21 protein-coding genes and 1 pseudogene are annotated in these 20,760 nt (G+C 29.9%); 14 read left to right on the top strand and 8 right to left on the bottom strand.

Annotated features, from left to right (window positions below):
- Positions 1–548: 548 nt before the first annotated feature.
- Positions 549–1,967, top strand: a complete 1,419-nt coding sequence (locus tag ACQKMH_RS20095) for a competence protein CoiA (RefSeq protein ID WP_427589171.1) — start codon at positions 549–551, stop codon at positions 1,965–1,967.
- A gap of 205 nt (positions 1,968–2,172) precedes the next feature.
- The gene (locus ACQKMH_RS20100) at positions 2,173–2,370 is read left to right on the top strand and encodes an IDEAL domain-containing protein (RefSeq protein ID WP_387587461.1); all 198 of its coding nucleotides are present in this window, start codon (positions 2,173–2,175) and stop codon (positions 2,368–2,370) included.
- Between the two features lie 279 nt (positions 2,371–2,649).
- Here the strand turns inward: ACQKMH_RS20100 and ACQKMH_RS20105 are convergent, their stop codons facing one another.
- Complete coding sequence (locus ACQKMH_RS20105; protein ID WP_427589172.1) at positions 2,650–3,402, bottom strand: hypothetical protein; 753 nt, start codon at positions 3,400–3,402, stop codon at positions 2,650–2,652.
- Positions 3,403–4,565: 1,163 nt separating this feature from the next.
- Between ACQKMH_RS20105 and ACQKMH_RS20110 the strand changes: the two genes are divergently transcribed.
- On the top strand, positions 4,566–5,600 hold the full coding sequence (locus tag ACQKMH_RS20110) for a hypothetical protein (protein ID WP_427589173.1): 1,035 nt from the start codon (positions 4,566–4,568) through the stop codon (positions 5,598–5,600).
- Positions 5,601–5,936: 336 nt separating this feature from the next.
- Here the strand turns inward: ACQKMH_RS20110 and ACQKMH_RS20115 are convergent, their stop codons facing one another.
- On the bottom strand, positions 5,937–6,737 hold the full coding sequence (locus ACQKMH_RS20115) for a hypothetical protein (protein WP_427589174.1): 801 nt from the start codon (positions 6,735–6,737) through the stop codon (positions 5,937–5,939).
- A 375-nt stretch (positions 6,738–7,112) separates the two neighbouring features.
- Positions 7,113–7,226: pseudogene (locus ACQKMH_RS20120) on the bottom strand (AAA family ATPase); the annotation flags it as partial.
- A 214-nt stretch (positions 7,227–7,440) separates the two neighbouring features.
- Here ACQKMH_RS20120 and ACQKMH_RS20125 point away from each other — a divergent pair.
- On the top strand, positions 7,441–7,920 hold the full coding sequence (locus tag ACQKMH_RS20125) for a hypothetical protein (protein ID WP_427589175.1): 480 nt from the start codon (positions 7,441–7,443) through the stop codon (positions 7,918–7,920).
- Between the two features lie 298 nt (positions 7,921–8,218).
- Here ACQKMH_RS20125 and ACQKMH_RS20130 read toward each other — a convergent pair whose 3' ends face one another.
- Both ACQKMH_RS20130 and ACQKMH_RS20135 read right to left on the bottom strand, forming a co-directional pair.
- Entirely contained in the window at positions 8,219–8,365 is a 147-nt protein-coding gene (locus ACQKMH_RS20130; RefSeq protein ID WP_427589176.1) for a hypothetical protein, read from the bottom strand.
- A 69-nt stretch (positions 8,366–8,434) separates the two neighbouring features.
- Positions 8,435–8,596: a hypothetical protein gene (locus tag ACQKMH_RS20135; protein WP_427589177.1), complete on the bottom strand. Its 162-nt coding sequence runs from the start codon at positions 8,594–8,596 to the stop codon at positions 8,435–8,437.
- Between the two features lie 291 nt (positions 8,597–8,887).
- On the opposite strand from ACQKMH_RS20135, the gene ACQKMH_RS20140 reads away from it, so the two are divergent.
- The 5 genes from ACQKMH_RS20140 (at position 8,888) to ACQKMH_RS20160 (ending at position 11,558) form a co-directional block, all read left to right on the top strand.
- Positions 8,888–9,232 carry a YolD-like family protein gene (locus ACQKMH_RS20140; protein ID WP_427589178.1) on the top strand — a complete coding sequence of 115 codons (345 nt, stop codon included), beginning with the start codon at positions 8,888–8,890 and terminating at the stop codon, positions 9,230–9,232.
- Between the two features lie 56 nt (positions 9,233–9,288).
- Positions 9,289–9,576 (top strand): hypothetical protein, encoded by a 288-nt coding sequence (locus tag ACQKMH_RS20145; protein WP_427589179.1) that lies wholly within the window; start codon positions 9,289–9,291, stop codon positions 9,574–9,576.
- 370 nt (positions 9,577–9,946) lie between these two features.
- Entirely contained in the window at positions 9,947–10,132 is a 186-nt protein-coding gene (locus tag ACQKMH_RS20150) for a hypothetical protein (protein ID WP_427589180.1), read from the top strand.
- Positions 10,133–10,195: 63 nt separating this feature from the next.
- Positions 10,196–10,687 (top strand): hypothetical protein, encoded by a 492-nt coding sequence (locus tag ACQKMH_RS20155; protein WP_427589181.1) that lies wholly within the window; start codon positions 10,196–10,198, stop codon positions 10,685–10,687.
- 616 nt (positions 10,688–11,303) lie between these two features.
- Entirely contained in the window at positions 11,304–11,558 is a 255-nt protein-coding gene (locus ACQKMH_RS20160; RefSeq protein WP_427589182.1) for a hypothetical protein, read from the top strand.
- Positions 11,559–11,905: 347 nt separating this feature from the next.
- On the opposite strand, the gene ACQKMH_RS20165 is transcribed toward ACQKMH_RS20160, so the two are convergent.
- Positions 11,906–12,172 carry a CRISPR-associated protein Cas2 gene (locus ACQKMH_RS20165; RefSeq protein ID WP_427589183.1) on the bottom strand — a complete coding sequence of 89 codons (267 nt, stop codon included), beginning with the start codon at positions 12,170–12,172 and terminating at the stop codon, positions 11,906–11,908.
- Positions 12,173–12,323: 151 nt separating this feature from the next.
- Here ACQKMH_RS20165 and ACQKMH_RS20170 point away from each other — a divergent pair, with 151 nt between their 5' ends.
- Complete coding sequence (locus ACQKMH_RS20170) at positions 12,324–12,593, top strand: YjcQ family protein (RefSeq protein WP_427589184.1); 270 nt, start codon at positions 12,324–12,326, stop codon at positions 12,591–12,593.
- Positions 12,594–12,642: 49 nt separating this feature from the next.
- Here ACQKMH_RS20170 and ACQKMH_RS20175 read toward each other — a convergent pair whose 3' ends face one another.
- On the bottom strand, positions 12,643–12,807 hold the full coding sequence (locus ACQKMH_RS20175) for an IS3 family transposase (protein ID WP_427589370.1): 165 nt from the start codon (positions 12,805–12,807) through the stop codon (positions 12,643–12,645).
- Positions 12,808–12,810: 3 nt separating this feature from the next.
- On the opposite strand from ACQKMH_RS20175, the gene ACQKMH_RS20180 reads away from it, so the two are divergent.
- A complete protein-coding gene (locus ACQKMH_RS20180) occupies positions 12,811–13,437 on the top strand; it encodes a DUF1643 domain-containing protein (protein ID WP_427589185.1) in 627 nt (208 codons plus the stop codon).
- Positions 13,438–13,802: 365 nt separating this feature from the next.
- Here ACQKMH_RS20180 and ACQKMH_RS20185 read toward each other — a convergent pair whose 3' ends face one another.
- Complete coding sequence (locus ACQKMH_RS20185; protein ID WP_427589186.1) at positions 13,803–15,440, bottom strand: hypothetical protein; 1,638 nt, start codon at positions 15,438–15,440, stop codon at positions 13,803–13,805.
- 223 nt (positions 15,441–15,663) lie between these two features.
- Here ACQKMH_RS20185 and ACQKMH_RS20190 point away from each other — a divergent pair, with 223 nt between their 5' ends.
- The 3 genes from ACQKMH_RS20190 to ACQKMH_RS20200 all read left to right on the top strand — a co-directional run bounded on the left by ACQKMH_RS20190 (position 15,664) and on the right by ACQKMH_RS20200 (position 20,728).
- On the top strand, positions 15,664–16,245 hold the full coding sequence (locus tag ACQKMH_RS20190; protein WP_427589187.1) for a hypothetical protein: 582 nt from the start codon (positions 15,664–15,666) through the stop codon (positions 16,243–16,245).
- A 1,248-nt stretch (positions 16,246–17,493) separates the two neighbouring features.
- Complete coding sequence (locus ACQKMH_RS20195) at positions 17,494–18,315, top strand: hypothetical protein (RefSeq protein WP_427589188.1); 822 nt, start codon at positions 17,494–17,496, stop codon at positions 18,313–18,315.
- Positions 18,278–20,728, top strand: coding sequence for a DEAD/DEAH box helicase (locus ACQKMH_RS20200; RefSeq protein ID WP_427589189.1), 2,451 nt, complete (start codon positions 18,278–18,280; stop codon positions 20,726–20,728). Before ACQKMH_RS20195 ends, ACQKMH_RS20200 begins: the two co-directional genes overlap by 38 nt.
- Positions 20,729–20,760: the final 32 nt, after the last annotated feature.

The raw sequence follows: 20,760 nt of genomic DNA on the forward strand, positions 1-20,760 counted from the left end.
AGATATACTTATGTTTATTTAGGCTAATGATAATTGTTCCGATTTATTTGTTTATTTATATAGTCTCATATGTCTTAGTATCTCTTTTTGGAACCACTGATCTTCATAACAAAGGGCCTATTGTTAAGTTCTATCTCTCTATTATTCTTCTTTTACCTTTATTACTATTACCATTATTAAATATCCTACGAGAAGAGAATATTAGCGACAAAATAATGAAATTTTTTCTAACTTTCTTAATCACAACAGATAGCGTAGGTATAGATTTTCTTCCTTTAAAAGTTGCATTTCATATGTTTAGGGGAGCGGTTTACGGTATGTAGCGCCTTTGGTAACACCTGTCCAATCCATGGCTGTATAGCCATATTTTGTACGATAATTCTAACACAACTACACAATAGTACAATTACACAATTTCATATTTTCTTCTTTATCTAATAGATAGTCATTCTTGTTACACCTGATTTTAAATTTTAAATTTTCAATTTATTTTTTATTTTATAGTTTAAAATTAAATAACAAATATTTCTAAAAGAAAGGTGATTAATTTGTTAAGATGCATTACATCTAATGAGGATACTTTAATAGCATCAAATTGTGACGTTGATACTACTAAAATACTCTCTACTAAAAAGAAGCTGCTTTGCCCGAATTGTAAAAGCACTGTTATTTATAAGCCAGGAAAGGTAAAAAGACCTCATTTCGCACATCATAATTCAGAATGTGTTACAGATTATCATGAGCCAGAAACTGACTCTCATGTAAAAGGAAAAGAGATTCTATATAAATTACTTAAGAGTCGATTTCCAAGAGCTGAAATAGAATATGAAGTATATATTCCAGAAACCCAACAAATTGCAGATGTATTTATAAAGCACACTCATGGGGATTTTAAAGGATTAAGGTGGGCTATTGAATTTCAGCATAGTCAACTTAGTCTTACTGATTGGGAAAGTAGGCATAACCTTTATAACACTGCTGGAATACAAGGATTTTGGATTTTAGATAAAACTACGTATCTTAAATTTTCTAGAGCCAAGGATCATACCGGCGCAAGAAAAAGAAACGAATTAGAGAAAAAGCTTTATGGTGAGGTTGGGATTTGTTACTTCTTGGATGTAGAAAAAGAGGAGCTAACAATCGATTTTAATTTTGAAACAGTAACAGAAAATAATGTCTTTAATCGAAAAAGGGTAACAACAAATTATACTTATCATCGTCCTGAAGAACATGCTGCTCCTATAAACAAGATTAGATTTAGAATGAACGATGAATTTAAATATAGTGTAATGCTGTTTGATGAGATTGAGGACAAAATGAATGATAGGCTTGTATGGATTATTAAGAAACTAAAGCGTGAACACGAAGTGCTATTAGAAGAGGAATTACAATTACGAATTCCTGAAAAAAAAGGTTTTGTCAACACTATTTATCAAGATGGTGAAGCGCATATTGCTCGCAGATTTATTGAAGAGAATGAGAGAGACATAGCTGAAGATATTAGGGATTTATCAGATAAAGATTTCTTTGAAAAATATAAAGGTCTTATTGATAAGCTAATATTAAATATTCAAACGTTTAACGCATTGGAAAAAAGCCAGCAATTAAAACATAAAATAATTGTTGATCTTAATCATTCATGGGATATGTATAAAATATCCTTCCTAGTTGCTCAAGCAACTCATTCTTTAGAAGGGTATTTAACAATGAAAACCCAAGATAAAATTTCGTTAGTTGAATATGCATATAACACATATAAAGACGTTTTTGAAAAACTTGCTTCTCGTCATACCGAATTGACTAACATTGCCTTAAAGAAAATAAAGTGGTTTTTAGTACCATATGACAAGAACCCTAATGCCATTGACTATGCACTTGTTTATCGCCACTGTAAAACAACGAAAGAAATTGACGAATATTTATATCAAATTAATGAAAAGGTTATAAATTATAATCCTTTTTATTAAGAAGAGCATGTTTAAAACATGCTCTTACTTCTTTTCTTAATGTTATAGATTGTCATTCTCGTTACACCGGTTCTTTCACTTATACTTTTCACTGATTCATTTTCATTTAAAAAACGGAATATTTCATTGGAACTACTTGAATAAATATTTGAATATTCTGAAAACTGTTGGTATAATAGAAAAAAGGTCAAGGAGTTGGTTTCCTATGGAAAAGAATTTGGCTAATACACCACCACAACCTGAAATAAACGTCATGGATTCTGAATTTGCTGAAATGGTGTTAAACAAAGCCCTTCTTAATTTCCGAAAAGAGCAAATCCGAAAAGAGATTGACCAGTCATTACAGGATCAAAACAAAGAAGAATTCCTACGATTAACAGAGGAATTGAAAAACATTTCTTAAACTGTTGTTTATAAAATGAACTTAACTTATTTGTAACTTTAAGAAGTCGCCAAAACGCTGTCACTTTAGGAGTTATTTTGCACTATAAGTAAATAGAAAAAAACCTAATTTCTCAACATTTTATTGGGAAATTGGGCTTTTAGTTACTACGGAAAAACGCCCGATTATGGAATATTGGTCATAACGAAAAAATGGATAAAAATTGAACCTAAGAGATAGCTTGATGAAGTTTGAAAAGGTGTTATCCTGGCAAAAATATATAGGCTATCCAGGATGGACTTAATTAATATTCTCTTGGAATTCTAACGCTTCTTCGGCAGGTAATTTCTTTATTATTTCTTTTTCAATAAATTTTTTATAATCCCCAACATGAAAAATAATTTCTTTATTTCTTAAAAACTTCTTTGATTTCCTACTTAATCGCTTCAAATTAATATTTTTTATTATTAAGTCCTTATGTTTAAAAACTAAATCAGCAGTATTTATGTTTGTCCCTGTGAATAAAAAGAACCACATAACACATAAACCTTGTAACAAAGTAATATCTTTTCTTGTCTGCTTATTTAATATTTTTATTCTTTTGCAATATTTCTTGTATTCTTTTAAAACCACTAAGCAAAGAGCTATTTCATCTGATTTAACTGTTTGTAGATAAGGCGAATTGCTGTCTATTTGTGTAAAGTGTAATGAGAGATGTAACTTTACCGCAGCCAATTTATTAATTACATTAGGAGGAGCATACTTAATGTTGTTTTCCATAAAACCTAATATATCATCATATAAATCTTTTGATGTGTTCCCATCTTTAATAAACCTGTAGGGTAAACCCTTTACAGTTAAAAATCGTAGAGTTCTAAAGTATGCTGGAGATATAAAGTTTTGAAAACACTCCAAATAAAACTTACTTCGTTCTCTTCTAATTGTAAGTGCGTGAGCCATTATTACTCCAACTATTGCTATGATTATTGGTAAAACCAATTTCCAATCAATACTTATCGATTTCAAATAAATGCTTAACGATTTCAAATCCACTTTCTGATTTCTCCCCATCTCATTTCTTTTTCTCAAAACTCAAATGTTCTTTAAGACAAAACTTAGTTACTAAAAGCTCCATGGCAATTACCTATTTTATGGATGCACTATCACCTAAAAAGGATACAGCTAATTTTATTATATGGGTTAATAGGGTTATATCAAAGAGTAATATACATATTTTTGCATCCAACTTGTATGCAAGAGTGTCTATCCCACCGCATTTTATATTCTTATAGAGATACAATTGATTTGGTACTGGCGTTGTTATATACAATGCATCAGTGAAGGAAGAAGTTCAGTGAGCGTTCGTGATATATGAGAATAAAAGATAATAATTTCAAGAATACAATTTCTAAAAATACTGAAGGATAGTGTCATCTGATACAATATTTTATTTATTAATGTAATGTTAATTCCCTTTAGAAGAGAAAACGTGTTTGTTTCAATCACAAGTATGATAGGGACACCAGTTGAAAATACAAATTAGGAGATGTTACATTGAATGGGTAGAATGTCCCCACCAATCATTTAATAAATATTTTTGTAACAAGTCTGCCTGCTTACTTTAAGTACATTTTTTTACAAAGCCATCAATAATGAAGTTCTTGTTGCGCTGTATCAGTCTATTACGCAAAAATAGAGTTGCTTGTTCAACTAAATGGTCCGATTGCGGAATAAAATTAAAAAAGTGCTCTTTATCAAAAAAGCAACCTGTCAACATTTTTCAAACCCAATATTTGTTCCAAAACTCGTCCTTTTCTGAACACACCACTGTTCGATTTGAAAAGGACGTGTTACTTTAGGATTTATTTTGCACCTTTTTTAAGTGCTATTTTGCACATCCAACTTTAAAACCCAGCTACCTTCACATGAGAAGATTAGCTGGGTTTCTTAATTAGTTTACATCCAATTATTTATAGTGTTCATTTAAAATAAAGTTCGATTATTTAAAATAAAGTTTGATTAATCCTGTTATTATAGGTTTTATAGGTTTTTTTCTTTAACAATATGGGCTGTTTAGCAAAATTGGATTATACTTTTTCCAGTGAATCCTAATTGTAAAAGAAACGTATAAAAGTAAATAAGATAGTACAAAATCAAGGTATGAGATTGTTATTTGATAAGATTACTTGCTAAAAGAAGAAAATGAGGGGAACAAAATGGAAGATAAAAAATCAGCAAAAGAAAGATTTTTAGATGGATTCTTAGGCGGAGTGGAAGATTGGGATAAACATTTGGCAGAAGCAATAAACAACGAAAATCCTTATCTGAAAAATAAAATGCTTAAAATACTAGAAGAACAAGAGGACTTTGGAAATGCAATAAATTCAGGTTTAGGGCGAGAAATGTGGTACAGTAATGACTTTTTTATTAATAGTCTAATTCTGGATTTTATTACAGATGCAGAAGACGACCTGGTTAATGGGCTAAAACAAATTTGGGTTGGAATGCTTGGCAAACCGGGAGTAGATGCAGAAGCAATAAACATGGTTGCGGAATCTGAAGGCTATTTAATTAAAATGCATTTTGAAATGGAATTAAATATTCATCTTATTTCTGATTTGGTTGCTTACCATGTTTATGGTATGCAAATTAGAGATATGAGTGAAAGGGTTAAGCTACTTCCAGAAATGGCTGAATTATTATTGTATTTGATTGACAAGAAAGCGCTACTGAAAAAAGCTACAGAAGTTGCACAGGAGGATCAGGTGGATCTTAAATCTCCTAGATCTAGATTACATATAGCATCAGAATTGTATGAAGCAGGCATGAAATTTGTATTAGGTCATGAAATTGGTCATCATTTCTTAAAACATACAGAGTCGAATGGAAGAAACATTGTATCAAAATTCATACCGACGGATGTTACTTCTAATCAATTGCATTTAGATGAATTTGCTGCAGATAATTTTGGCTTTGATCTATTAATTAGAGGGCTGAAAGAAAGAAACGACAATAATTTATTAGCTCCGTTAATAGTAATATTAATGCTGGCTATATATGATAAAACCCCTGAAGAACCTAGTCAGGATCACCCTTCATTGAGGGATAGGTATCAAAACCTATTAAGTAGGGTGTCTGAACACAATGAAAAAGCAGCATGTGGACTTCAACAAATCTTTAATAATGTAGCTACTTGGATTAATTATAGTTTGCGTGAGAGTGGTTACTGGAAAACAGAATGGTGGAAATAGAAAAAGAAAGGGGAATATCCCACTTTCAAACTACCAATTGTTTCACTAAAAAGCATGTGCTAATCTGCCGGGGCTTTAGGTCAATAAGAAATAATCAAACTTTATTAAAAAAAATTGATACTTAATTAAAAGTAAACCGTCATTTTGATCAATCTCATTTCAAAATAACGGTTTTTTAATTGTTATTGTATACGGAGAGAAGAGAGTTTTTTATCAATCTTTATTTTAAAGCTACATATAGAACTATTCGGATCCGACTACTAAAAAAGCGACTGCTCTTTGTTCAGCAATCGCGCCCGTTTCTTGAATACCGACATAACTCATATTAGTTATTTTTCAGAGCTCTTTAACTTCATCATAAATAATTTTCAGCGTTTTCCCGTTAATCTTTCGTTTATTACTATTTTCATCAAAGCCTGCATCAGGTAAGGCAATACCTATTGGGATGTATCTAAAAGATACATTATTACTAACCAGATTAATTGCTTTAAACTTCTTATTAAACTGTCTTACTTCCTGAAGTTTCAGCTGACCATAGACTTTATATCTTGGATGAACTTGAACGACAGGATCAATGATGTCATCTTTATTAGCTCGAATATAAGAAAAATCGCTCTCTTTTATAATGTTATATTTAGGTAAGTAACTACTTACCTTCTTGGATGTATAAAACTGTTTTTGTAAAGTCAAATCTATAATTCCAACAGTGGGTACATAAATCCAAGCGTGAGGAGCAGAAACGTTATTATTAGGTGTAAGGTCGTAAAAATGTTGTGGCTCAAACTTCTCATCTTCAGAAGATATAGTTAAGCTACCTTTTACTCCAAAATTCCATATGGCAAGTTCATCAAGTAAATTTGTTAAGGATATTGTTATTTCAACACATTGTCCGTACTTATTTTCTTCGATAACAAGGTTAGCTATATATTCAGATATTTTCTTAACTTTTTCTTTCGCATATTCAAAGTATTCATCACTATAACTTTGAATTATTAAAAACTCGGCGTAATCCTCTAGAGTAATTATCCCTTTCTGTTCAGCTAACAGAAAAGCATCGTCTAAGTGAAAACCTATTTTTTTATAATCTATACCATTACTTTCAAATTTGCCCTTTAATTGGTTCAATCTTTGACTCATCTAAAAACTCCTTTGCCCTCTTTACTTGAATATACCATAGCTAGATCAAATATTACTTTAAAAATAAGGTGCAAATTGAAATATAAAAGAAGAGCTTCGTGTCTAGAGCGATGTTCTATAAAAAATCGATCAAATTAGCTTTGATGTTCTTCAACAATATGGCTAGATTGCTGAACAAAGTTAAAAAAGCACACATATTATTATTTGTTCCAAAACTCGTCCTTTTCTGAACACACCACTGTTCGATTTGAAAAGGACGTTTTTTATTGCTGTCACTTTCGTCGGTACTTTGCACTTATTTTAAGTGTTATTTTGCACACTAAACGTTAAAATCCCAGCTATTTTCACATATGAGGATTAGCTGGGATTTTTTCATTATTTACGTCCAATCACTAAGCTATTTCTTGCAGCTTCTACGACCTCTGAAGTAATGGATGTCAGGTGATTGATTTCGAGAATACGTTCCATTTGAGTAAATAACCGATTTATGAAGGTAGCTGGGTTTTAAAATTACTTCAAATTGTGGCTTTGAAATAAAGTTTAACTGTTTATAAAAAAGATGAACCGGAATTTCCTATCTCTTTAAAGATTGCAAGACCACTTACTATTTTGTAAATGGTCTTTTTAGTTTTTAGGAAAATAAAAAAGACATCAAATTATTCAAGAGAGTATAATTGTATGTATTAAAAATAAGGAGTTAAAAATGGATCTATTAGAATTATTTCGAATGTGGGTAAATCATCCAAAAGAGGGAAGTGGTAGAAGTAGTTTAGATAAAACAGATGAAGATTGGAAAAAGTTATTACAAAATATTCGTAATTGGGAGAACAGTGAAGATAAAGAAGAAAATGAGTTTGCAAAATATCTACTGTATACAGGGAAAATAAGAAGAGTTCATTTAGACCTTGAGGAAGTGAATTATAATAATCATTATGTTTCATGGACATCAGCTGAAAAATTAGAAGATTTATATTGGTTCGATTCATCGTGTTCTCATACAATAATTACAGCAGAAGCAACAAAAGATAATCCAGGAATTAGTGTTAAAGGATTTATAGAAGCTATGAAACTTGATATTAAAAATTTCGAATTAAACTCACCGGCTATCAGAGCAGAACAAGAAGTGATTTTTCCATTACAAGAAAAATTAATATTAAGCATTGAAAAAATAAAAATAAAATAGAGATGAAAAATCACATTAAATCCTTAGGAACAGAAGGATTTTTTGACGTTAAATAATAGTTCTAGTAACCACTTATTCTTTTGAATTGGTGGTTATTTCTATTATAGGGAAAATATAACCCTTCATTCAAACTTATTTATAAACGAATGGTTTAATTGAACATATTTAAAGCGTGTTTTGATTTTTTTTCAAAACACGCTTTTTCTATTTACTATTTTATCAAGGTTTATAGAGTTAATTAAATCAAACTTTATTTCAAAGCTACACAAATAAAAAAAAGAACCTCTAAAGAGATTCATTAAGGTGTATCTACTAATTTATCCACTAGCCTCCCATTTTCATCGAAAATGTAAACAGATGGAGGCCAAGTCATCCAATCTTCGGCTGCAGGAATCAAAAAATATGCACAGATAAGGATTAACGATAACTTTGATGAAATTTTCATTTACATCCCCCTATTTAATGTTTTCCTATATTTTACTATAAACTAAAAAAACTCCCCGTAGGGAGCTTTCTAATACCAAAACAAAATCCAATCTTTCCTAATCCACGTTTTCCTTCCATCTCTAAACCTTACTATGTAATATTGGTCATTTCCGATACCAACGATTATCCCTACTGTGAAACTGTTCCACCTGTTCTTTGCCTTGCCTACATAAACTTTCGTATTTAACATTTGAATTCCCCCTCTTACTTAATCAAGTGGAGTATATTCTATTAAAGTAAACCGTTTAAACTCTATAGCCCTTTTAAAAAAAACTCCCCTTATCTATTTAGGTGGATTTTATTCTATTAAACTAAAACGTTTCTAGGGTCTAGCCTATAAAATTTTAAATTATAATAATCGGTTCCAGAATTGAGGCATTGATGCATCGTTCGTATTCACATCACTTGAACAGGCATTTTTTTCTGTCTTTAACTAGAACGTTAGTTCGTATATAATAAATAAAAAGGAGGGCTTCTTCTAATGGGTACAATTCGTGATAGAGGTATCATTAAATGGCAAGCAGCATTAATGTTACCAGAACATAAAGCATTACATAAAAGAAAGGATAAGGACGATTATTTCTTAAATAAAAAACCTATCCTTGATGAATACCAGGTTGAAGAATTTGAAAACAACATTCATTATGCAATGGAATATCATTTACCGATAAGCTTTAGATTGCATAACGAGGGAAATCCAATTGAACTGCATGGATACTGTGTGTATATTGATCCTGTCACGAAAGAGTTAAGTATTCAGAAGAAAGATAGTTCCTTCGAGAAAATTAAATTTAATGAAATTATTAGTGTGATCGTTGAGGATTAAAAAAAGTACTATTTAAATTCAGGAAGTAAAAGGCACAGAGATTTAGGAGTATACAAATGGAAATTCAGATTGAGGATCAATTGTTTGCGAACGGTGCTAAGTTCTTACAATCTGGTAGTTGTTCAGTCATAACAACTGACTTTAGAAAAGAACCAGACTGGACTGCTGCTATATCAGCTTATGAGTGGATACAAAAGATAAAAAACTCTGTTCGCTATCCAAACGACTTTCAAATTGTTAGTGTTGTTTACAACAGAGAAAATGACATTACAGATTTAGTAAGAAAGGTACGCCTAAAATACAAGATGATTTACCTTTTTAAAATTAATCAACTAAAAATATAATTTAGGGATCTCTTTAGAGGTTATTTTTTTGTATCCAACGTTCAAATTGTTTTAGGATAGTTTGTGGTAAAATGTAGGAAATCATTACATTGAGGGATGAAAATGAAAATTTTATTTAGGTTATCTCTAATTTTAATATGTTCATTGTTTTTGATGAAAATGGAAATGTAGTAGATAAATTAGTAGATGAATCTAATTGAATCTCTTTAGAGGTTATTTGTTTGTTTTAGTAGACGTTAAATATCAAAGTACATTTTCAAAGTTTGGGAAAGTGTCTTTTTTTATTTACACCTTCTTAATTGTGTTATTGTGACTTTATAGTGTGGATTTTGAATTAAGATTGATAAATGAGCATAAAGGGGCATTATCTATGGGGACAATTATTGATTATTTCATAAATGATTTTTTGAAGGTTATTGGGGGATTATCCTTTTTTGGATTACTGGGCGTTGGTATAGTCTTCATATCTCGATTAATGGCAAAACAAGTTTTTGATAAAAGGATGGCAGACTATCAAGGGGGAATAGCAAAAGAGTTAGAAAAAATAAAATTATAGCAACAAAAAAACTTTAAGGACTTTGAGTTATTTACTTCAAAAAAACATGAAAAGTATCCGGAAATGCATTTCCATTTAGAATCTGCGTTTGGTGAAATTTTAGAATTACATGTACAAGGTTTACGTGGTTTTGTTAAATCTCTTAGGTACGATCTCTTTACCGAGAATGAATTAAAATTACATTTTGATGATATAGGGATGACCATTTTCGACCAAGATAGGATTTTAGAAGGATGGAGAGTCGATAAACAGTCTGCAATTGTGAAAATTAGGAAAATGGAAAGACTCTTGAATTACCAAAGAGCAGAGGATAAATTGCGCGAGGCAAATAATTTTTATTTTTTAAATCTACTATATATATCGGATGTTGTTAGTGAAAAGTGTAAGGACTTGTTAGCAAACCTACATAAATATATGAACTATTTAGATCCAGACTTATATAAGACTCAAACTTCTGAAAGGTTAGAAGAAATAAAGAAACTTAGACAAACTATTCTTCCTGAAAAACGAAATTCAGTTAGAATTGAAATGCAAAAGGAACTTAGAATAGAATAATAACCTCGTTAAAATGTATGGTTCTTAAAACCCCTTGTCTGAAAAGTCAGGTTTTTTTAGTGGTTTTTTATGTGCCGTTATCCTTATCGAACTAACAGGTGCGTTAGCTGAAGATCGGAGCTGTCTTTAAGGCAGCTTTTTCTTATGGAACTAAAGGGGCAGGTTAGAGTTATCACTGAAAATTTAAATGAGAAAATTCAAAATTTACTCCAAATTACATCTGAATTAAGAATGCATACTGGAATTTATTGTAAAAATAAAGGCGACCAAGAAATGCTTTTTAATAACATTAATAGCGATGTTTATAAGATCAATCATCTTTGTGTTGAAATACAGAATTTAATAAAGAATTGAGTTCTACCAGCTCGCTGGAGGATACTGAATGAACGGTTAATGCCGTCGTTTGGTGTCCTTTTTTAATTTGTCTAAAAGGAGAATGAGGATGAATCATTGAGCAAAAAAGATAAAACAGTTGAAAGGGACAAGCGTCTAAGAAGCCGAAATCAAAGCAACCTGAGGAAATGAGCGAGGATGGAATGGAAAGAACTTATGGGGCAGAATTAGCCAACTTACGGCCGTCATAGAGGCGGCGCATTTAGACAGAGGGGTAATTTAAATGAATGAGCAAATGAAAAATTGGGAAGCTGAACAGAAGGTTATAGAATGGATTCATGATTATTATTTTATGATAAGAGAGATAGCAAGACTGAATCGATTGCTAAACACACCTCATCTCGGAAGTCAGAAACTAACGGCCACTTATGGAATAGAAGCTACTTTACCTAAAGGAAATGTAGGTATTAGCCAGGCTGAATTAAGGCAGTTGGATATACGTGAAAGGAGACTTATCAAATATGAAATGATTATATAGTTTTTAGAGACGGCTACGGATCTATTGGAAGATGAAAAACAATGTGTCGTCTATGATTGCATGATTGAAGGCATGAAGTACACAGCTATTGCAAATCATTTGGGTTTTTCAAGGGATACGATTAGAAAAGTCAAAGATGACATAATCCGCAATATCGCCTCTAAAGTCAAAAAAGACTGCTTTCTGCAAAAGTTGAAATCTATTAAAATGGCAGGGTAGAATGGAAGCCAGGACGGGGAGTAGGGAATTTTATCCAGCAATGAACGGAATTTGGTAATTCGTCACCTTTCGGTGATAGATTGTATAACCCTCTCACCAGTTTAAAGGAAGAAGAGGGGTATACATTATTATTTAAATAGGGTTTTCAGAGTATCTGATTTTCCAATAACGTTAGTTCTCCATTTTGCCTCTGCGGTGAGTTGACTAACAAATAATCTATCGTTTGAATCGAGAAAAGGAATTAAACTATCAAAAAGCTCTGAGGCTTTTAATGTTGTTTTGACAACCCAAGCTGATTCAGTAATCTTTTCACCTGAGAATTCTTTAATCTTCTCAATTAGTTTATCGTAATCTTGTCCTGGTGCTAATAAATCGTATGTGATAATATATGCCATTACTTTTCACCTCCTTTTTTTACAATATTCGTTAAAAAAGATACTAAATCCTTTAATTCCATCATTAACTTGTAAATAAATTGAAGGGATTAACGTCTTCTTGTCGAAATAAGAAGGTCAAAAGGGAGATGATAGTATCGATAAAAACAAATTGAGATATGCTATATTAAAAGAAATTGATCGTGGAAATAAAATATTGTCAGAGAAGGATTTTGAACTAGAACAAGAAGCATTCGATGAAGCAGTTAACTTTCTTAGTAGAGAAGGATACTTAGACGGGATATTCTATGCAGATAACAGACCACATTTATTTGAGGGAACTGTATCTTTAACGGAAAAAGGAGAAATTTACCTTTCTGAAAATAGCGTCCTATCAAAAGCATACAAAGGACTTAAAGAGATAAGAAGCTGGATATTTTGAAAAGCACCCCCTTATGAAGTGAACCCAAAAAGTTAGACACTTTATTTAGTTAGGCAACCTTGAGGGCATGAACCCGGTAATCAACCGGGCTCATGCCTTTTAATTTCACCTTAATTCGTACTTTGCAAAAAGGAATTTCAGATTTTTTTATAGTGAGTGAAGAACAACAATATTCTTTAGAAGAAATGGTTCGTATGAAGTTCGAAGGAGATATTCAATGATAGATAAACTAGCTTCAATTGATTTAGGAAAAGTATTAAAACCATATATTGATGTAGGTTGCGGAAAGGCTATTTTTGATAAAAGTATAAACCCAAAGAAAAGATATTTTTTAGAAAAAAGATGGGGAGAAGATAAAAATATTTTATCCGTAATTATGACTAATCCTAGTACAGCCGATTCATTGGGAAATGATGAAACGGTAGATTTTTTAATAGAGTATGCAAAACATCACAATTATAATGCATTATATGTAGTAAATATAATACCTATAATAAATTCTAGTACGAAAAAGCTTAAATCAATATACAGTGAATCAATCATTTCTCAAATTGTTAAAGAAAATACGGCTTTAGAAAGTATAAAATACGCATTAAAAAATTCTAATAGTATAATATTAGCTTGGGGAGAATTCGGACATAAGTATTTTAAAGATATTATTGAGGAAGATGAAATAAAGAATTTATTTTTAGAAAAAGCTAATCTGTGTGAAGTGTTTGATTTTGGAAAAAATAATAAGTTTCCTAAGCACCCTAGACCGAATAATCCATCTCGATATGATTTTACTGTTAACACTGTACTTAAAAGTGCTGGAATTCAATTGGAGAGTTGGATTAGCAATTAAATTATTTTTATGTCCATATTATCAAACAGAGAAATTAAATTATATGCAAAAAAATAAAGGCTTTTATTTCTTCTAAATATACTGACCTGCAAGAAGCAGCATTAACACAAAAGTATTTTATTTATATATAAAGTAAGACCACTGTCTAATATATGCCAGTGGTCTTTTAATCTTCTTTAATAGAGGATGTGAGGCAGTTAGATTTTACTGAACAACCCTTTTCTAAATTGCTTAAAATCTTATACAAATTTCTATTTTTTACTTAACGACTTTAAAGTTTTACCCATATTTCCTAATTCATTCATTACATTTTCAGAGTTATCTTTATTTTTAAAATAAGCAATCATCTTTCCAATTATTTTTTTCTACATCTCTAATTCTTGTTCATTAACAAATGGGCTATTCTTATTAACTATACGTTTACAAATAAACTGCCAAAAGTTATTACTCCCCAAATGTTCTCGTACCTCATTAACCAGTTGAGTGAGACCGTAAAATTCGTATATTTTATTAAATGTTGGGTTCAATAACCATTGAATTTTTTCAGTATAACGCTCACGGTCTAAATAACCACCACTTAAATAATCAAGCAGACACTCATCTTTATGTGAAGTTTTAAAATGACTTGATCTGAAATGAACGTTCATCTCATCATTATAGCGTTTTAAAAATTCTATCGGTTTAATATAAGGTAAATTTCTATTTGTTTTTAGGTCATACACTAAATATAACAAGTCAAGTAGTGTTTCATTTGCTAATAGTTCTGCTTTATCATTTTCAACCAAAAAACCATGTGCTGTTCTGTTTCGTATAAATTCAAACTGAAATTTAAAATAAGGAAATGGGTTAAATTCAATACTTTCTACTAATTGGTGAAGTTTAGTCCCCAATGTAAAGCTTTTTACATCATTCGGTAATAAGCCTAACTCCTTACAGTAATCGTAAAAAATCCCTTCAATTTGGATGACAACAATGTTATTAAACGCTAAGTACTCTCCATTATTAAAATGTTGAATAGCATCCTTTAAAATAGGGAATCTGTGTGAGATGACGTGATTTCCCTTAGTACTTTCTAGTATATGTTCGGGAATATCTTCTTCTTCAATATATTCTTTTAGGAAACTAAGATAATCATTTACACTTTTTTCTCTTATTTTCTCTATTTTTGTTGTTTGATATTTATGCTGATTTAACATTTTTTCAATAGTGGGGGCATCTAATTTGTGAGAAGACTTTCTTAACTTTTCTATCACTTTTGATGTTTCCATATAAAACTTTATATTTACACTATAGTCACATTCAGGTTTAAATAGTTCCTCATGTTTTTCAATTATAGAAACTTCATATTCATAACTACATAAAGTTTCTGTTTTAAGTTTTGTACAATTTGACAATGCCTTTCTTCTTATTGTTTCATCATCATAATTTTTTAAGATTCCTTTTCTTTCCTCTTCTAATAAAGCAATATAATACTCGTGTTTTTTTATATCCGTTTCTAACTTCAATATTTCTTCTGTAGTTATGCACTCTTTTTCTTCTATTAATTTAGAAAAGTCTGTAAATTCTTTTGTAGCTTTATCAATATCCTTATTTATTTCATCTATACGGTCTCTTCTCCCCTCAAGTAGTTGATCTAATAGCACAATCTTATTTTTTATCTCTGAATCTAATTTAGTTATTTTATCGGTTGCCTCTTTTATCTTTTTCACATATATTTCATACTCTTGTTTAGGTATTCTAAGGAGTCCTAAAATCTCATTATAAAATTCTTTATAAAAGTCAATTTCATTTTTAGAAAAAGAACTTTTTTCCAACATCTCATTCACCTTTTTATAAACTATATGAAAGCTAGTATTATTGTCTAATTCAAAGAAATCTAATAAAAATTTTCTAGAGATTTTCCAGCTATCATCATCTTCAAACATATAATTATGTATCGCCATGTTATCTAAATCTAGATATCTGATAAATTTATCTCTTAATGATGTATCTCTTATCAACATTTTCACCAACCCTAGTTTTTTTTAAGAGCTATACTTAAAATATATCACGAGTTTTCTTATATTCGAGATATATTTCCACCGATTTTATTTTTTATATAGAGGTGCCAAAATAGATGGAATAACAAAAAGTTTCAGCTTAAAAATTTACATTATCAGCCAAAGGTATTATATTAACTCTATTAGCTACAGTATTACTTGAATTAGGTGAAAGGAAGATACAAAAATGCCTATATTATATGGTGAGGTAAATAGAACTTATATTGAAAGTGTTTTAAATGAATTATTAGAGGGTGAATTCCATTCTTCAATAAGAAATAAACTGCTTATTGAAGATTTGACTTATGATACTGAGTGTACTCCCTTTAAACTGATAGGTGGCTATCCAGAAGACAAAACTCAAGCCTCTTGTCTTTCACCACGTGAGGGAGAGACTCTAGTAAGAAAAGTGATATTTTTTACTGAATCCATCAGTATAGCCATAAATCATTATTTTGGAAAGGTTCCTCAATCACCAATGTTTAATGAAATCGTAAATATTTATACTAAATTTGTCGTGATTCACGAGTTAGTACACGTACAACAATTTAAAAATGGTTTAACAATAGAAAAGTATAATTCAAGCACATATGACAATAGTGAAGAAGAAGAGGAAGCAAACAAAAAAGCAGAAGAACTGTTAGCTAGTGAGGGACCATTTCAAAGAGAAGTAGTAAAATTTATAATAGAAAACAGAAGTGTTTACAATGATGACGTAGGAGAATTACGTAATATATATATCCAACAATTTCAAGTTCATAATTCCTAGTCGAAAAGGTTTTCTCTCCCTACCTTAAAAGTAAAAAGTTATAGAAAATCCCCCTTCATTCTCTGTCCTTAAGAAGAATATCATTTCTGTAGATAACAATTGATGACTACTAAAAAAACACTTATCCTAATATAGATGGACTTGTATTTAAGCTGATTGAATATAAAGAATTCTATAATGTTATTAAAATGTACTGGGAAAGTGGAATGGATAAAAGTGAGATAATTAAAACTATAATTAATAAAAATGATCGAGCGTAATGCTCGGTCTTTTTTTGCATAAAATCAATATTTTTTTCAATAAAACAAAAAGTACTTTAATGGTCCTTTTTCAGTTTATTTAACTAAGCACCCTATAGTTTAAGCAGCGTTTGACCAAAATGTTCCTGTGTGATGTTTATGCTGATGGAGCAGTGTACGACCCACATGCACTTGATAAAATGGTAATCGTTTAATTGTCTGTGTAATGTATAGTTCAATAGTTTAGAGGACAAGGATAAGTTCTAGTTCTCTAAACTATTGAATTTAAGAGTAGTAGGAGTGAATAGATATATGTCAGAGTTACTCGGGATAGAAAAGTTTCGAGCTGTTCTTCGTGAAGAAGACTATAGATTCTTTGTTGCAAAGGTTGCAGTATTTCTTTTGAAAGATAAGGTTAGAAATAATACTGAATTATACAAATCAGTAAATAAAATCTTGTTGTCTCAACAATTAAGTCCAATATCGTTTAACTTTATTAGGACTAATATTTAAACAAGATTATGTATTAAAAATAATGAGTGAGTGGACATCCGCCTATCTATTTAGAAAAAACATAAAATGAATAGTGATAACTTGTGAGGGTTTGTTTTCACTGAAGGTTCCCAAAACTCGAAAAGGCCGTGAAACAAAGGAACAAATTTCAAAAGGGCTTGCTATATAAGGTTCTTTAGCTTTTAAATAATGCCCATAATTGTAAAACAACATTTCCAACTCCAAAATTAACTGTGAGAAAACCTCTGCCTTTCTATGTAAAATTATTGTTGCAGAAGAAGTGACTTGCCTGTGTCTATCATCTGGATCTCAAAAGAATAACATGTTAATAATACTGTAGGTAGATTATAACAAATATAGTAAATTAGACTTTATTTAAAGTAATAATAATGGTAATATTTAGATATTATTAATTACTATATTCATAAATATTAACTTTAAAGATGCAGTATTTACTGTTATAAAACTTTAAATGAGTTAGAAGAAGGTGGTCTTTATGACGAAAAACCTATTTAACAGTCAAATTAAACATATAAATGAGAATGCAGAATTTCATTTTATAAATATAAAGTCATTAAATCCAAAAATGGTTGAATATATTAATGGGAATTTCGTAAGTATTTGCAAGGGTGAAAATAATGAAAGACCTTTACAAATAATAAAAAAGCGTGCTTATAAGTTTTTTGAGAATAAAGATGAAAGAACCAGAAATGGCGCTACTGCAGAATTTTTTCTGCACTTGTATTTAAGAAGTTTAGACTATAAACAAGAGTGCATGTTTTTAAATATGGAAGAGACCTCAATTAAAAAGGGTTTTGATGGTTACTATTCCAAAGAAAGTGAAGAGTGGATTTTAGAGAGTAAGTCTGGTAATGCTAGATACAAAACCGTATCACACCCAAGTAAAATTAAAGAAGCGTATGATAGTTTAAAGAAACAATTGAGTGGAAGTTCAGATAATGATCCCTGGCAAAATGCATATCAGCACGCTAACTCTAGAGACGTTGGAACCAAAGATTCTATACTAGCTATATTACAGGACTTTTCTGATGATTATATTGTCGAAAAATACTACTCTCCAGAGAAGTTTAATATCATACCTGCTGCAACAGTATTTCTAAATGGTGTGTGGGAAGATATTGAGATAGAGAAGCTATATGCTCAAGTGCTAAAGGCTGTCCCTTCCTTTAAATATAAAAAGTTAATAATTATTTGTTGTACAAAAAAATCTTTAGATTTATTTATGGATTTCTTAGGTGTTCCTAAAAGGGAGGATAAAAATGAACAGCAAAGAAAAAATGCAACTAACGTTAATTAATAAAAAAATACCAATATTTAAAGAATGTATAAAAAAATTAACCCTTGGTGAAGAGCTAAACAATAGAGAAAAGACTTATATTTTATCAGTTGCTATATTCTTAATAAAAAATTATGAAGCTGATAAAAGACATACTTCTTACATTGAATTTGCCTATTATATTATCTTGCGGTATGCAACTAAGTATCAGGATTATAGACCTCTAAACGATTTTGCTATAAATTTTGGTTTTTATCCAATTGCGAAAGATATACAAAGCAAGGGGTTGATTCCGAATGTTAAATTAACTGATGAGATAGCTAACATACAATTAGATAATTTTATAAATGGAAATTATGTTGAGACATTTGAACAGCAAAATACTAGGTTAAATTTATTAAAGGATGATTCATCAAATATCAGTTATGTTGCTCCTACTTCATTTGGAAAAAGTTCATTGGTTATAGAACATATTAAAAAGTATTTAGGTGTAAACAACAGGATAGGAATTATTGTCCCTACTAAATCTTTGCTAATGCAAACATATAAAGAGGTTAGGAAAGCTAATTTGGGTGGAAGAATAATCATTCATGATGAGATGTACCGAGATGATAAAAGATTTATTGGAGTATTAACACAAGAAAGAGCTCTTCGATTACTTGAAAAAAATAAAATATCATTTGATATATTATATATCGATGAAGCTCACAATCTTTTTGAAAAAGAAAGTAGAAGTATTTTGCTTTCAAGGCTTATTCGATATAATTTAAAAAGGAATAATAATCAAAAAGTCGTTTATTTGTCTCCACTCATTAATGATAGTAATAATCTAAAGATGGATTCTCAACAGGAAATAGTTGAGCAAAAGATCCAATATAATATGAAGGAACCTGTAATATTCGAATATAGAGAGGATAGAAATATATTCCTTTATAACAGATTTACTAATGAATTTTATCCAAATGGGCAAATAGAAGATAGTGGAAATGAATCTGGATATATTACATATATTAAAAAGAGAATGGGAAATAAGAACTTTATTTATCATAGATCACCAAGGAGAATAGAAGAATTCTCCAAAGAATTATATAGCAGTTTAGTTTTCATAGATAATCAAAGTAGTATTAATCACATTATAAAAGAGTTAGAAGAGTTTGTTCATAAAGATTTTTACATCATAGAATTACTAAAAAAAGGTATTATATATCTTCATGGAAGAATGCCCGAAATTATCAAGGAATATTTAGAATATCATTTTAAGAACAACCCGGAATTAAAGATAGTTATAGCTAATAAAGTAATATTAGAAGGAATAAATTTACCTATAGATACACTTTTTATAATGCATACTAATTACTTAAAAGAAAAAGAATTGACTAATTTAATAGGTAGAGTAAACCGGTTAAATCAGATTTTTGGTGTCGAATCAAATCAGTTATCGAAGTTGTTACCTCCAGTACACTTTATTAATAGCAGATATAATAAAAAGGCTATTAAAATGCAAAACTTAATAAAAAAATTAAGAAGCAATATTTTTTCTGATGAAATAAAAAACCCAACATTAGCTGAATTCGATTTTAATAGTATTAAGGATGAAAATAAAATAAACAAAGTTGAGGAAATTAGGAAAAATGAAAACCTAATTTTATCTGAGCCTCAAGATGAATTGGAAAAAGTAAAACGTGTTTTTGTTAAATCTGGATTGGAAGAAATGATATATTTAAACAAAACTTACTTGACAGAAATCATAAATAGGATTAGTAAAGTCCGGTCTTCTAAAAAGTGGGAAAATTACGATATCATAGACAAAGTCTATTATTTTTTTATTGATAAATTTGATAGAACTACGATCTTCGATTTTGAAGTTTACCGACTTATTAATGAAAAAGCACGAAATTTCTATCGCATGCATATTATCTTAAAACAGAAAAATTCTTTAAAAGATAATATTGTGAATACATTTACATATTTCAAGCAAAGGATTAAACAAGGAAATGGGGATATGTATATCGGGTCAAGTTATGGAGAAAAGGCGATTTCAACATCCTCCTATCCGGAAAGTCTCAATAAATTGTTTGTTGATTTAAGAACCAAAACTAATGCCGAATTAATTAATCTAGCAATCATAAAACTTAAATTGGAAGATGATTTTATTGGTTACAGATTAAATAAACTTATAATAGCATTATTTGATTTAGGATTAATTACTGAAGAAGAATATAATGATTTTGTTTATGGTACTAATAATAAAAAGACAATAGATTTATTGAAAACAGGATTAACACTTGGATTAATTTCAAAATTACAAAAGGATAAACAACTAATAAATATTAATTTTGATGAGTATAATAACCTAGTTGTTAACGTAGATTTTTTAGAATACAAAAATAGTCTGAATGGATTTTACCGTTTTGAAATAGAAAAGTTCTTATAATTCGGTGAATAAAGCAATCAGATACATTCACC

It is taken from the genome of Peribacillus sp. NPDC097895 (assembly GCF_050277555.1).
Classification (GTDB): Bacteria; Bacillota; Bacilli; order Bacillales; family DSM-1321; genus Peribacillus.